14 protein-coding genes are annotated in these 12750 nt (G+C 69.3%); 12 read left to right on the forward strand and 2 right to left on the reverse strand.

The features are described from left to right. Positions 1 to 50 precede the first annotated feature (50 nt). The 10 genes from atpB to nucS all read left to right on the forward strand — a co-directional run bounded on the left by atpB (position 51) and on the right by nucS (position 8397). The gene (gene atpB, locus AC2AXK_RS14025; RefSeq protein ID WP_484346011.1) at positions 51 to 845 is read left to right on the forward strand and encodes a F0F1 ATP synthase subunit A; all 795 of its coding nucleotides are present in this window, start codon (positions 51 to 53) and stop codon (positions 843 to 845) included. Positions 846 to 954: 109 nt separating this feature from the next. Further along, on the forward strand, positions 955 to 1197 hold the full coding sequence (gene atpE / locus AC2AXK_RS14030; protein WP_484346012.1) for a F0F1 ATP synthase subunit C: 243 nt from the start codon (positions 955 to 957) through the stop codon (positions 1195 to 1197). Beyond that, on the forward strand, positions 1197 to 1781 hold the full coding sequence (locus AC2AXK_RS14035) for a F0F1 ATP synthase subunit B (protein WP_484346013.1): 585 nt from the start codon (positions 1197 to 1199) through the stop codon (positions 1779 to 1781). Before atpE ends, AC2AXK_RS14035 begins: the two co-directional genes overlap by 1 nt. Beyond that, positions 1781 to 2596, forward strand: coding sequence for a F0F1 ATP synthase subunit delta (locus AC2AXK_RS14040; protein WP_484346014.1), 816 nt, complete (start codon positions 1781 to 1783; stop codon positions 2594 to 2596). Before AC2AXK_RS14035 ends, AC2AXK_RS14040 begins: the two co-directional genes overlap by 1 nt. A gap of 85 nt (positions 2597 to 2681) precedes the next feature. Continuing rightward, positions 2682 to 4313, forward strand: coding sequence for a F0F1 ATP synthase subunit alpha (gene atpA, locus AC2AXK_RS14045; RefSeq protein ID WP_484346015.1), 1632 nt, complete (start codon positions 2682 to 2684; stop codon positions 4311 to 4313). A gap of 4 nt (positions 4314 to 4317) precedes the next feature. Further along, on the forward strand, positions 4318 to 5220 hold the full coding sequence (locus tag AC2AXK_RS14050) for a F0F1 ATP synthase subunit gamma (RefSeq protein WP_484346016.1): 903 nt from the start codon (positions 4318 to 4320) through the stop codon (positions 5218 to 5220). A 121-nt stretch (positions 5221 to 5341) separates the two neighbouring features. Beyond that, on the forward strand, positions 5342 to 6823 hold the full coding sequence (gene atpD / locus AC2AXK_RS14055; RefSeq protein WP_484346017.1) for a F0F1 ATP synthase subunit beta: 1482 nt from the start codon (positions 5342 to 5344) through the stop codon (positions 6821 to 6823). A 49-nt stretch (positions 6824 to 6872) separates the two neighbouring features. Continuing rightward, positions 6873 to 7157, forward strand: coding sequence for a F0F1 ATP synthase subunit epsilon (locus tag AC2AXK_RS14060; RefSeq protein WP_484346018.1), 285 nt, complete (start codon positions 6873 to 6875; stop codon positions 7155 to 7157). Positions 7158 to 7182: 25 nt separating this feature from the next. Then, complete coding sequence (locus AC2AXK_RS14065) at positions 7183 to 7608, forward strand: DUF2550 domain-containing protein (RefSeq protein ID WP_484346019.1); 426 nt, start codon at positions 7183 to 7185, stop codon at positions 7606 to 7608. 93 nt (positions 7609 to 7701) lie between these two features. Beyond that, positions 7702 to 8397 (forward strand): endonuclease NucS, encoded by a 696-nt coding sequence (nucS, locus tag AC2AXK_RS14070; protein ID WP_484346020.1) that lies wholly within the window; start codon positions 7702 to 7704, stop codon positions 8395 to 8397. 20 nt (positions 8398 to 8417) lie between these two features. On the opposite strand, the gene AC2AXK_RS14075 is transcribed toward nucS, so the two are convergent. Beyond that, positions 8418 to 8891: an AGE family epimerase/isomerase gene (locus AC2AXK_RS14075; RefSeq protein ID WP_484346021.1), complete on the reverse strand. Its 474-nt coding sequence runs from the start codon at positions 8889 to 8891 to the stop codon at positions 8418 to 8420. Positions 8892 to 9024: 133 nt separating this feature from the next. Beyond that, on the reverse strand, positions 9025 to 10059 hold the full coding sequence (locus AC2AXK_RS14080; protein ID WP_484346022.1) for an acetylxylan esterase: 1035 nt from the start codon (positions 10057 to 10059) through the stop codon (positions 9025 to 9027). Between the two features lie 402 nt (positions 10060 to 10461). On the opposite strand from AC2AXK_RS14080, the gene AC2AXK_RS14085 reads away from it, so the two are divergent. Further along, positions 10462 to 11922 (forward strand): GH1 family beta-glucosidase, encoded by a 1461-nt coding sequence (locus AC2AXK_RS14085; protein WP_484346023.1) that lies wholly within the window; start codon positions 10462 to 10464, stop codon positions 11920 to 11922. A 576-nt stretch (positions 11923 to 12498) separates the two neighbouring features. Beyond that, positions 12499 to 12744: a glutaredoxin-like protein NrdH gene (gene nrdH / locus AC2AXK_RS14090; protein WP_484346024.1), complete on the forward strand. Its 246-nt coding sequence runs from the start codon at positions 12499 to 12501 to the stop codon at positions 12742 to 12744. Positions 12745 to 12750 lie beyond the last annotated feature (6 nt).

Here is a 12750-nt window from a genome sequence, read left to right on the forward strand (position 1 = left end):
GCATACACGACCACGACGACCGGGAGTTTGCTCTGTCCACCAACGCGACGATGACCCAGCTCGCCGCCGCCGGTGAGGACGGCGGATTCCATCCTCCGTCGATCTCCGAGTTCTTTCCGGCGCCCATCCTCTTCGACGGCACGATCCTCGAGTTCAACCGGATCATGCTCGTCCGCGTCATCGCGGCCGTCGTGCTCATCTGGCTGTTCGTCCTCGCGGCGCGCAAGGCCAAGCTCGTCCCCGGGCGCGGCCAGAACATGGCGGAGATGGGGCTCGACTTCGTCCGCGTGAGCATCGCCAAGGAGATCCTCGGCGACAACGCGCGGCGCTACGTGCCCATGCTCACGACGCTCTTCTTCGCGATCCTCGCGTTCAACATCACAGGTGTCGTGCCCTTCCTCAACATCGCCAGCACGTCGCTGTTCGGGCTCCCGATCATGATGGCGCTGTGGGTGTACGTCGTGTACCTCGCCTCCGGCGTCCAGAAGTTCGGGCTGGGCGGATACCTCAAGGCGAACCTGTTCCCCCCCGGGGTCCCGTGGTTCCTCTACTTCCTCATCACGCCGATCGAGATCCTTCAGGTCTTCGTCTTCCGGCCGGCGACGCTCGCGCTGCGACTCACGGCCAACATGATCGCCGGGCACCTGCTGCTCGTCCTGTGCTTCGGCGCGACGCACTTCTTCTTCTTCGAGGCTGCAGGTGCGCTCAAGGCGATGGGAGTCGTCTCCCTCGTCGCAGGCCTCGGGTTCACGCTCTTCGAAATCCTCGTCGCGGTCCTGCAGGCCTACGTCTTCACCCTGCTCGCCGCGGTCTACATCTCCATGGCGGTGGAGGAGGAGCACTGAGCCGCTCGGCTCCCGCTCGCCTCGCCGCCGTCCCCAGCGTGCGCCCCAACCACGCATAGCACGTCTCACACGACGCCCCGACGGGGCGCCCAACGGAAGGATCACCCCAGTGGACACCACGACCACTCTCGCCGAGCTCACCGGTAACATCAACACGATCGGTTACGGTCTCGGTACGCTCGGCCCGGGCATCGGCCTCGGTATCCTCATCGGCAAGACCGTCGAGGGCATGGCCCGCCAGCCCGAGGTCGCCGGCCAGCTCCGGACCACGATGTTCATCGGTGTGGCGTTCGTCGAGCTCCTCGCCCTCCTCGGGATCGTCGCCGGCTTCCTCTTCCCGGCCGCCAGCTGATGTCAGCCCTGAACGCAGCCGGGATCGTTCTGGCCGCTTCCGAGGGCGACGAGGTAGAGGGCATCAACCTGTTCATCCCCGCGACCTACGACATCGTCTGGTCGACGGTCGTCCTCGTCGCCATCGCTCTGATGTTCTACAAGCTCGTCCTTCCGACGTTCACGCGGATCCTCGACGAGCGGACCGAGAAGATCGAGGGCGGGCTCAACAAGGCGGAGGCGGCGCAGGCCGAGGCCGACGCGCTGCTCGTGGAGTACAAGCAGCAGCTCACCGAGGCGCGATCTGAGGCTGCCCGGATCCGTGAGGACGCGCGCGCGGAGGCGACACAGATCGTCGCCGAGGCACGTGCGAAGGCCACGGACGAGGCGGGACGGATCTTCGAGACGTCCCAGCGTCAGATCGAGGCGGAGCGTCAGCAGGCAGCGATCTCGCTGCGCAACGACGTGGGTGCCCTGGCGACGCAGCTCGCGTCGAAGATCGTCGGGGAGTCCCTCGAGGACTCTGCCCGTCAGTCGCGCGTGGTCGACCGCTTCCTCGATGAGCTCGAGGCGTCGGCCATGACAGCAGCAGCGAAGGGGAAGTGATGCGCGGGACCAGCCAGGCGTCTCTCGAAGCCGCACAGGAACGGTTCGAGCCGGTCCTGGGTGCTCTCGGCCAGCAGGCGTACGCCGTCGGCGACCAGCTGTTCCTGGTCGTCGACGCGCTGGATGCGTCGGGCGCCCTGCGCCGGTCCCTCGCTGATCCGTCGCGGTCCGGGGAGGACAAGGCGCAGCTCGTGCGTGCAGTCCTCGCTGGCGGGTTCGACCCGCGCGCCGTCGAGACGGTCGAAGGTCTCGTGCGGTCGCGCTGGTCGTCCGAGCGGGATCTCGTCGACGCGATCGATCTGCTCGCGATCGACGCCTACCTCGCGTCGGCGCAGGCGCGTGGTGCGCTCGAAGAGGTCGAGGGCGAGCTGTTCGCGCTGACCCGTGCGCTCGTGGGTCACCAGGCTCTGCGGCAGGCGCTCTCGGACAGCTCGACCGACGCGGCCCGTCGGGTCGCGGTCGTCGACCAGCTGCTCGTCGGCAAGGCGGACGAGGTGACGATCGCCCTGTGCCGCCGCGCGACAGCACATCCGCGTGGTGAGCGCTTCGTCCCCGCGCTCGGTCGCATCGGTGACATCGCTGCGGCCCGTCGCCAACGGCTCGTCGCCGCAGTCACCGTGGGCGCGGATCTCTCAGCAGCCCAGCGCAGCCGTCTCGAGGCGCTCCTCGCGGACGCCTACGGCTCGCAGGTGCAGCTGCACGTCACGGTCGACCCGGCGGTCCTCGGCGGTCTGCGCGTCCAGGTGGGCTCGGACGTCGTCGACTCGACGGTGCTGTCACGGCTCGCCGAGGCACGCCGGCGGCTGGCGAGCTGACCGACCCGCACGTACGCCGACGCGCTCGTCGGCACCCATGACAGAACGTTCGACCGCGACATGCGGCCACGACAGGAGATATGCAATGGCTGAGCTGACGATCCGGCCCGACGAGATTCGGGCCGCGCTGGACAGCTTCGTGAAGTCCTACACGCCTGAGAGCGTCGTCACCGAAGAGGTGGGCCGGGTCACCCTGGCCGGCGACGGCATCGCCCAGGTCGAGGGACTTCCGGGGGCAATGGCCAACGAGCTGTTGCGTTTCGAGGACGGCACGCTCGGGCTCGCCCTCAACCTCGACGTCCGGGAGATCGGTGTCGTCGTCCTTGGTGAGTTCACCGGCATCGAGGAGGGCCAGGTCGTGCGCCGCACGGGCGAGGTCCTGTCCGTCGCCGTGGGTGACGGGTACCTCGGCCGCGTCGTGGACCCGCTGGGTACGCCGATCGACGGGCTCGGCGAGGTCGCCACGTCCGGTCGCCGAGCCCTCGAGCTCCAGGCGCCGGGCGTCATGGCCCGCAAGTCGGTGCACGAGCCGCTGCAGACCGGGCTCAAGGCCATCGACGCGATGATCCCGATCGGCCGTGGCCAGCGCCAGCTCATCATCGGTGACCGCCAGACCGGCAAGACGGCCATCGCGATCGACACGATCATCAACCAGAAGGCGAACTGGGAGACGGGCGACCCGAAGAAGCAGGTGCGCTGCATCTACGTCGCGATCGGTCAGAAGGGCTCGACGATCGCCGCCGTCCGCGGCGCCCTCGAAGAGGCCGGCGCGCTCGAGTACACGACGATCGTCGCAGCTCCTGCGTCCGACCCCGCGGGCTTCAAGTACCTCGCGCCGTACACCGGCTCGGCCATCGGCCAGCACTGGATGTACGAGGGCAAGCACGTCCTCATCGTGTTCGACGATCTGTCGAAGCAGGCCGAGGCCTACCGTGCCGTGTCGCTGCTGCTGCGTCGTCCGCCGGGCCGTGAGGCGTACCCCGGTGACGTGTTCTACCTGCACTCCCGTCTGCTCGAGCGTTGTGCCAAGCTCTCCGACGAGCTCGGTGCCGGATCGATGACGGGCCTCCCGCTCATCGAGACGAAGGCGAACGACGTCTCGGCGTACATCCCCACGAACGTCATCTCCATCACCGACGGCCAGATCTTCCTCCAGTCGGACCTCTTCAACGCCGACCAGCGGCCCGCGGTCGACGTCGGGATCTCCGTCTCGCGAGTCGGTGGATCTGCGCAGATCAAGGCGATGAAGAAGGTCTCCGGGACGCTCAAGCTCGACCTGGCCCAGTTCCGCTCGCTCGAGGCGTTCGCGATGTTCGCGTCCGACCTCGACGCCGCCTCGCGCGCCCAGCTCAACCGCGGTGCGCGCCTCCTCGAGCTGCTCAAGCAGCCGCAGTACTCGCCGTACCCGGTCGAGGACCAGGTCGCGTCCATCTGGGCGGGGACCAAGGGCAAGCTCGACGACGTGCCTGTCGAGGACGTCCGCCGGTTCGAGTCCGAGATGCTCGATCACCTGCGTCGCAACACCGAGGTGCTCTCGACGATCTCGTCGACGGGCAAGCTCGAGGACGCGACGGAGGCGGCGCTGACCGCTGCTGTCGACGACTTCCGTAACGGCTTCCTCAAGGGGGACGGCACGCCGCTCGTCGGCGGCGACGTCGCTGACGACGAGGCCGCGCCGGTCGAGCAGGAGCAGATCGTCCGACAGAAGAAGGCCTGAGTCCATGGCCGGAACCCAGCGCGTCTACAAGGCGCGCATCAAGTCGACACAGTCGCTGAAGAAGATCTTCCGCGCGATGGAGCTCATCGCGGCGTCGCGCATCGGCAAGGCGCGCGCCAAGGTGTCGGCCGCGGGTCCGTACTCGCGGGCCATCACGCACGCCGTGTCGGCCGTGGCGACCCACTCCAACGTCCAGCACCCGCTGACGTCGGAGCGGAGCGACACGAACCGTGTCGCAGTCCTCGTCGTCACGTCCGACCGCGGGATGGCGGGCGCCTACTCGGCGAGCGCCATCCGCGAGGCCGAGAAGCTCATCGAGCGCCTCGGCCGCGAGGGCAAGGAGGTCGACCTCTACCTGGCCGGCCGCCGCGCGGTGAGCTTCTACCAGTTCCGCGGACGCGAGATCACGCGGGCATGGACCGGAGCGTCCGACGCGCCGACGCCCGACGTGGCGGAGGAGATCGCGAGCGACCTGCTCGGCGCGTTCCTCGCGGAGGCCGAGGACGGCGGGGTGGCCGAGCTCCACGTCGTCTACACGCACTTCGTCAACATGGTCACGCAACGCCCGAGAGTGATCCGACTGCTTCCGCTGGAGGTCGTCGACGGGGTCGAGGCCGCCGAACCGGGCAGCAGCGCGCCGCTGCCGCTCTACGACTTCGAACCGTCACCGGAGGCGGTGCTCGACGCACTGCTCCCGATGTACGTGCGGAACAGGATCTTCAGCTGCCTCCTCGAAGCGGCCGCGTCGGAGCTTGCTGCACGGCAGCGAGCGATGCACACCGCCACGGAGAACGCGGAAGACCTCATCCGGATGTACACCCGTCTCGCGAACTCTGCTCGCCAGGCGGAGATCACCCAGGAGATCAGCGAGATCGTGTCGGGCGCCGACGCACTCGCCGCCTCCTGAACAGGAGCATGCCGACCGCGGACACCATCGCGGGACGCAGGCACCACACGACTACAGCTGCTGTCACACCCAGCACCAACTCCGCCGGAGTGATCTCCGGCCCTGCGAAGCGAGGCCAGAAATGACCGCCACCTCCGTCGAAGCACCGGTGGGTCCCACCGGTGGGGCCGCCGTGGGCCGTGTTGCCCGCGTCATCGGTCCCGTCGTCGACATCGAGTTTCCCGCCGATGCCATCCCCGACATCTACAACGCGCTGACGGTCCCGATCGACCTCACCGCGCAGGGTGAGGCCGAGACGGCCTTCACGCTGACGCTCGAGGTCGCTCAGCACCTCGGGGACTCCCTCGTGCGTGCCATCGCGCTCAAGCCCACGGACGGCCTCGTCCGTGGTGCGGTCGTCACGGACACGGGTGCGCCGATCAGCGTCCCCGTGGGCGACGTGACCAAGGGCCACGTCTTCGACGTCACCGGTGAGGTGCTCAACGCCAAGCCCGGTGAGCAGATCGAGATCACCGAGCGGTGGCCCATCCACCGCAAGCCCCCGGCGTTCGACCAGCTCGAGTCGAAGACGACGATGTTCGAGACGGGCATCAAGGTCATCGACCTCCTCACGCCGTACGTGCAGGGTGGAAAGATCGGCCTGTTCGGTGGTGCCGGCGTCGGCAAGACCGTGCTCATCCAGGAGATGATCTACCGCGTCGCCAACAACCACAACGGTGTCTCCGTCTTCGCCGGAGTGGGGGAGCGCACCCGTGAGGGCAACGACCTCATCGAGGAGATGACCGAGTCGGGCGTCATCAAGCAGACCGCCCTGGTGTTCGGCCAGATGGACGAGCCGCCGGGCACGCGTCTGCGCGTGGCGCTGTCGGCGCTGACGATGGCGGAGTACTTCCGCGACGTGCAGAAGCAGGACGTGCTGCTCTTCATCGACAACATCTTCCGCTTCACGCAGGCCGGCTCCGAGGTGTCGACCCTGCTCGGGCGCATGCCGTCCGCGGTGGGCTACCAGCCCAACCTCGCCGACGAGATGGGCCAGCTCCAGGAGCGCATCACGTCCACGCGTGGTCACTCCATCACCTCGCTCCAGGCGATCTACGTCCCTGCGGACGACTACACCGACCCCGCCCCGGCGACGACGTTCGCGCACCTCGACGCGACGACGGAGCTCTCGCGCGAGATCGCTTCGCGTGGTCTCTACCCCGCCGTCGACCCGCTCGCCTCGACGTCGCGGATCCTCGACCCGCGCTACGTGGGTCAGGCGCACTATGACACCGCGACCCGCGTCAAGCAGATCCTCCAGCGCAACAAGGAGCTGCAGGACATCATCGCGATCCTCGGTGTCGACGAGCTGTCGGAGGAGGACAAGACGGTCGTCTCGCGCGCCCGCCGCATCCAGCAGTTCCTCTCGCAGAACACGTACATGGCCGAGCAGTTCACCGGTGTCCCGGGATCGACCGTCCCGATGTCCGAGACGATCGAGGCCTTCTCGAAGATCGCGGACGGCGAGTTCGACCACATGGCCGAGCAGGCGTTCTTCAACATCGGTGGCCTCGAGGACCTCGAGCGCAACTGGGCCCGGATCCAGAAGGAGTACGGCGTCTGACGGACGTCCGTACCCATCCAGGCTCAGCAACTAGTTCCGAGGAGTACACGTGGCACAGCTCGAAGTCGACCTCGTCGCGGCGGACCGTAGGCTCTGGTCCGGCGACGCGAGGCAGGTCAGCGCGCCGGCGGCGGACGGGGAGATCGGCATCCTCGTCGGCCACTCCCCGCTGCTGTCGGTGCTGCGCGCCGGGAAGGTCCGGATCACGGACGCCTCGGGCGGCGTCGTGAGCGCGACGGTGTCCGGCGGGTTCATCTCGGTCGACGCTGACACGGTGACGATCGTCGTCGACAGCGCCGAGCTCGACGGACCCGCGGGCTCCGCGTCGCGCTGACGCACGTGGTGGAGCGCTGAGAGCCGTGGGAATCCTGGGGTGGTCACTCGTCGCGACGATCGTCGTCGTCGTCGCAGTGGCAGTCGCGGGGTACTCACGGCTTCGCGCTCTCACGCACCAGGTGGGCTCCTTCGAGGCGTCCTTGCGGTGCCGGACGACGACCGACCTCTCCGACCCGTGGGTGAGCGGGTTCGCCGTGTACGGGGAGGACCGGCTCGTGTGGTGGCGGACGTGGTCGCTGAGCTGGGCGCCGCGGCACGCATGGCTCCGGGACCGGTTCGAGGTCACGGGGCGCGTGCCGCTCGACCAGGCGGGGATGCCAGACCTCTACCTCGTGCAGTGCAGGTACGACGACACGTCGTTCGACCTGACGATGTCCTCGGGCGCGTACTCCGGGCTCGCATCCTGGCTCGAGGCCGCACCCCCCAGCCAGTGCAACGTCGTCGTCTGACCAGCTGCTGCTCCCGGCGCACCGGACCGTGCGGGTCCGGCTGCGACCGCGTCCTGTACCCGCCATCACCCACGTCACCCATGAGGAGCTCGCGTGCGGATCGTCGTCGCCCAGTGTTCGGCCCACTACACGGGACGGCTGTCGGCGCACCTGCCCCTCGCGACCCGGCTCCTCATCGTCAAGGCTGACGGAAGCGTCCTGCTGCACTCGGACGGCGGGTCGTACAAGCCGCTCAACTGGATGAGCCCACCGTGCACGCTGCGGGTCGGCGTGCCCGACGAGGACGCGGCGGCACGTGGCGTCACGCAGGTGTGGACCGTCCAGCACGCCAAGACGGACGACCGGCTCGTCATCGAGCTGCACACCGTCCACGAGGACGCGTCCCACGACCTCGGGGTCGACCCCGGGCTCATCAAGGACGGCGTCGAGGCGCACCTCCAGGCGATGCTCGCCGCCCAGATCGACCTGCTCGGGCCGGGGCACACCCTCGTCCGGCGGGAGTACCCGACCGCGATCGGTCCGGTCGACCTGCTCGCGCGGGACGCGACCGGGTCGACCGTCGCGATCGAGATCAAACGGCGCGGCGACATCGACGGCGTCGAGCAGCTCACGCGCTACCTCGAGCTGCTCAACCGGGACCCGCACCTGGCGCCCGTGCGCGGTGTCTTCGCGGCGCAGGAGATCAGGCCCCAGGCGCGCGTCCTCGCGACCGACCGAGGGATCGCGTGCGTCGTGCTCGACTATGACGCCATGCGCGGCACCGACGATGTGGGGTCACGGCTCTTCTGACCCGGACCGTCCTCGTGCCCTCAGGCCTGCGGGACGAGCCCGCGTCCCAGAGCCGTCGCCAGCGACGGAGCGAGGGGCGCCAGCGGGATGAGGGTCGCCTGGATCGCGTGGTAGAGGTCCGGTTTCCCGGGCCACACCGTGCGTGCCGGCACGTTCGCCGCGTCGAGCTCGTGGTGCCACGAGCCGTGCTCCCGGTCGAGGAAGCTCGTCGCGACGTGGTCCCACCAGCGCGCGTAGTCCGCCGCGAACCAGGGCTCACCGGTCACGCGGTGCAGCGCCGCCGCGGCCCCGATCGCTTCCGCCGCGACCCAGTGCATGCGTGTGGCGACGACCGGGCCAGTGGCCCGCGCAGAGCGTCGAGCGCCGCCTGTGCACGGGGTGCCGATCCCGGCACACCCATGAGGTGCCCGAGCCCGTAGACGTGAGCCATGCGAGCCGTGGCGTAGGTGATGACGGGCTGCGCCGGGTCGACAGCTCCGGAGTCGTCGAGCCATCCGGCTCCCCGTCCGGGAACCTCGAACGCCTCCCCGAACGCCAGCAGCTCGTGGGCGTGCCGCACGAGCCACGCGCGGTGGAGCGCACTGCTCGGCCAGGGCGTAGGGCCCGCCGACGAGCTGCTGGACGTCGTCATGCGGTGGCCGGTGACAGCTCACCCGCTGCTGGTACGTCGGGCTGAGCGGTGCCGAGCCCGGCCCTCGCTCGCAACCAGTGGATCTGCTTCGTCAGCTGGTACCCCTGCCCGCCCTCGTGCTGGTTGAACGGGTAGACCTCGATCGACTTGTCGGTCGGACGATCGCCACCGTAGTGGTTGAAGGCCGCGTACACGGTGGACGGCGGACAGATCGGGTCCATGAGGGCGACGGAGAAGAGCGCGGGCGCCGTCGCCCGCTTCGCGAGGTTCACGCCGTCGACGTACGAGAGGGTCTCGAAGACCTGGGCGGTGTGGTCCCGGTGGACGGACAGGTAGGAGGTGATCTCCCCGTAGGGGAAGGCGTCGGTGATCTCGACGGCTCGGCGGACGTGGCACAGGAACGGGACGTCCACGAGGGCACCGAGCAGATCGGGGACGAGCGCCGTGGTGGCCAGCGCGATGCCACCACCCTGGCTCCCGCCCGCGACAGCGACGCGGTCAGCGTCGACGGTCGGCACCGCGCGCAGCGCCTCGACCGCGCGCACGGCGTCGGCGAAGACCCGGCGGTAGAAGTACTGCGCGGGATCGAGGATGCCGCGGGTCATGTAGCCGCTGGACGCAGGCCCGCTGCCCACGGGGTCCGGGGTGTCGCCCCCGCTGCCCCACCCGCTGCCCTGACCGCGCGTGTCCATGAACAGGTGGGCGAACCCTGCTGCTGCCCACGCGAGGTGCTCGTGCGGGAGCCCGCGGCCCCCGCCGTACCCGTTGAACGACACCACGCCGGGAACCCGGTCCGCGCCCCGGGGCGCGACGAGCCAGGCCTTGATGCGGTGGCCGCCGAAGCCGCTGAACGTGACGTCGTGGACGTCGACGAGATCCAGCCCTGCGTCCACCGGCCGCAGCTCGAGGTCGAGGTCGAAGGCGCGGGTCTCGTCGAGGGTCGCCGCCCAGAAGGCGTCGAGGTCAGCGGGTTCGTGCAGGTCGGGCCGGTACGCGGCGAGAGCCGTCTCGTCGAGGTCGAAGCGTGCCATCTCGAGTCTCCTGGAGGGGTGGGGTCGGGGTGGGTGCAGGCCCACGGCCACCGACTGTCGGGCGCCCGCGTGAGTGCACCGTTGCCCCCGTCGTCGTTGACTGTTGCCGTGCACCGCGTCGGGTGCATGCCGGTCGGCTGTGACCGGCTGGTGGGCACCAACCTTACGGCCTCGCCAGGCGAGCGGCACGACGCGGCCCGGTGGCCGGCAGCTCGCGTGCCGGCCGGTCCACGAGGAGGTGCATCGCGAGGTCGACGGCACGGGACAGGTAGTCTCCTCGGGGACGCCCGCCGCGCGGGCGGTCGAGTGCGGGAGCGCTCCCACGGCCATCGTCGCCGGGCTGCAGGAACCACGGACCACGTCACGATCGAGCAGGACCAACACAGAGGGAGTCATCAGCCCATGAGCACTGCGCCTTATGCCCCCGGAGCAGCGACCGGGCGGGAGTTCCCGCCCGGCTTCGTCTGGGGATCCGCCACGGCCGCCTACCAGATCGAAGGTGGAGCCACCGAGGGCGGCCGCGGCCCGTCCATCTGGGACACCTACTCCCACACGCCCGGCAAGACGATGAACGGGGACACCGGCGACGTCGCCGACGACCACTACCACCGCTGGGCCGAGGACATCGAGCACATCAAGAACCTCGGCCTGAGCGCCTACCGGTTCTCGATCTCGTGGCCCCGCGTCCAGCCGGGCGGGTCGGGAGACTTCAACCCCGAAGGGATCGCCTTCTACTCCCGTCTCGTCGACGGTCTCCTCGAAGCGGGCATCAAGCCGGTCGTCACGCTCTACCACTGGGACCTGCCCCAGGAGCTCGAGGACGAGGGCGGCTGGACGAACCGCGCGACGGCGTACAGGTTCGCCGAATATGCGCGTCGCATGGCCGAGGAGCTCGGCGAGCGGATCGACGTCTGGACGACGCTCAACGAGCCGTGGTGCAGTGCGTACCTCGGGTACGGCTCGGGTGTGCATGCACCCGGTGTGACGGACGCGGAGGGCGCCCTCGCGGCGGTGCACCACCTCAACCTTGCGCACGGCCTCGCAGGACGCGCGATCCGTGAGGTGCTCGGAGACGCGGCGAAGCTCTCCGTGACGCTCAACCTGCACGTCGTGCGACCGGAGGACCCGACGTCGGCCGCCGACCTCGACTCCGTGCGCAAGATCGAGGCGCTCGCCAACGGTGCCTTCCTCGGCCCGATGCTCGACGGCGCCTACCCGGTGGGCCTGCTCGGCGACACGGCGCACGTGAGCGACTGGTCGTTCGTCGAGGACGGTGACCTCGAGATCACGAAGATCCCCCTCGACGTGCTCGGGATCAACTACTACTCCACCGTGAAGGTGCGGCACTTCTCGGGCGAGGGCGAGCGGGCCGAGAACGACGGCCACGGTGCCTCGAAGGCCAGCCCGTGGATCGGCGTCACGGACGTGGAGTTCATCCAGCAGCCCGGCCCGTACACGGCGATGGGCTGGAACATCGAGCCCGCCGGCATGAGCGACCTGCTGCTGTCCGTGCACGCCGCCTACCCCGACCAGCCGATGATGGTCACGGAGAACGGCGCCGCGTTCTCGGACGAGGTGAGCGAGGACGGTCGCGTGCACGACGACCGTCGTGTCGCCTACCTCCACGACCACATCGCTGCGGTCGGCGACGCGATCGACGCGGGTGCCGACGTCCAGGGGTACTTCGCGTGGTCGCTGCTCGACAACTTCGAGTGGGGCTACGGCTACGACCGACGTTTCGGCATCATCCGGGTCGACTTCGACACGCTCGAGCGGATCTGGAAGGACTCGGCGTTCTGGTACCGGTCGCTCGCGACGTCGAACCGCCTGCCGGCCGTCGACGACGTGCGGTACGACGTCTGACGGGCGTCGCGCGACACGCGGGAGGGTGAGGTCCCGCACTTTTCACCCGGTCCCGCGGGACCCGACGGACCGGGTCGACGAGGGGTTGTCCACCGGCTGTGGACGAGAGGTGCACACAGCCGGTGGACAGCCCCTCGTGTCGTCCCCGGGCGCCGCGAGGAGTCCGCGGGACGCCGTGCGCTGGCGCGTCGACGGCGTCTGAGCAGGCGCGCAGCGGCAATGTCGGTGGCCCGGTGGAGCATGGGAGAGAGCTCGGCCGCGAGGTCCCGCGGGGGGTGTGGAAGGAGGTCCTGAGATGCGTCCACAGTTCTCGGACGGTCGTCCACAGGCACGTCGGTGCACATGTGACGAGCATCCCCGACACACAAGTCCTAGGGGTCGACCTTCCGCCTCACCCCTAGGTATAGTGGTGGGACACCGCAGCCCGGAACGGCGGCGGAAGCGTACGAAGCGAATGACACAGACGTAGTTACACCGGCGTCGTCCCAGGTCACGGCCGCGAGGTCGACGAAGATCCGGCGCGGCAGCCCTCGTGGCGGACGAGGCCGGTCAGGCCAAGAACCAAGGAGACGGACGATGAGCATCACGGTCTACAGCAAGCCCGCATGCGTGCAGTGCGACGCGACCTACCGCGCACTCGACAAGCGCGGCATCGAGTACTCGATCGTGGACATCAGCCAGGACGCCGAGGCCCTCGAGATGGTGCGCGGGCTCGGATACCTCCAGGCCCCGGTCGTCGTCGCCGGCAACGAGCACTGGTCCGGGTTCCGCCCCGACCAGATCAACGCCCTCGCAGCGAAGGTCTCGTCCGCCGTCGCCTGACGCCCC

The organism is Sanguibacter sp. Z6_81, assembly GCF_057180625.1.

Bases quoted from the DNA above. Each gene is read 5' to 3' on its own strand.
- atpB (WP_484346011.1), top strand. From the start codon at position 51: ATGACCCAGCTCGCCGCCGCCGGTGAGGACGGCGGATTCCATCCTCCG.
- AC2AXK_RS14035 (WP_484346013.1), top strand. From the start codon at position 1,197: ATGTCAGCCCTGAACGCAGCCGGGATCGTTCTGGCCGCTTCCGAGGGC.
- AC2AXK_RS14040 (WP_484346014.1), top strand. From the start codon at position 1,781: ATGCGCGGGACCAGCCAGGCGTCTCTCGAAGCCGCACAGGAACGGTTC.
- atpA (WP_484346015.1), top strand. From the start codon at position 2,682: ATGGCTGAGCTGACGATCCGGCCCGACGAGATTCGGGCCGCGCTGGAC.
- AC2AXK_RS14050 (WP_484346016.1), top strand. From the start codon at position 4,318: ATGGCCGGAACCCAGCGCGTCTACAAGGCGCGCATCAAGTCGACACAG.
- atpD (WP_484346017.1), top strand. From the start codon at position 5,342: ATGACCGCCACCTCCGTCGAAGCACCGGTGGGTCCCACCGGTGGGGCC.
- AC2AXK_RS14075 (WP_484346021.1), bottom strand. From the start codon at position 8,891: ATGGCTCGACGACTCCGGAGCTGTCGACCCGGCGCAGCCCGTCATCAC.
- AC2AXK_RS14080 (WP_484346022.1), bottom strand. From the start codon at position 10,059: ATGGCACGCTTCGACCTCGACGAGACGGCTCTCGCCGCGTACCGGCCC.
- AC2AXK_RS14085 (WP_484346023.1), top strand. From the start codon at position 10,462: ATGAGCACTGCGCCTTATGCCCCCGGAGCAGCGACCGGGCGGGAGTTC.
- nrdH (WP_484346024.1), top strand. From the start codon at position 12,499: ATGAGCATCACGGTCTACAGCAAGCCCGCATGCGTGCAGTGCGACGCG.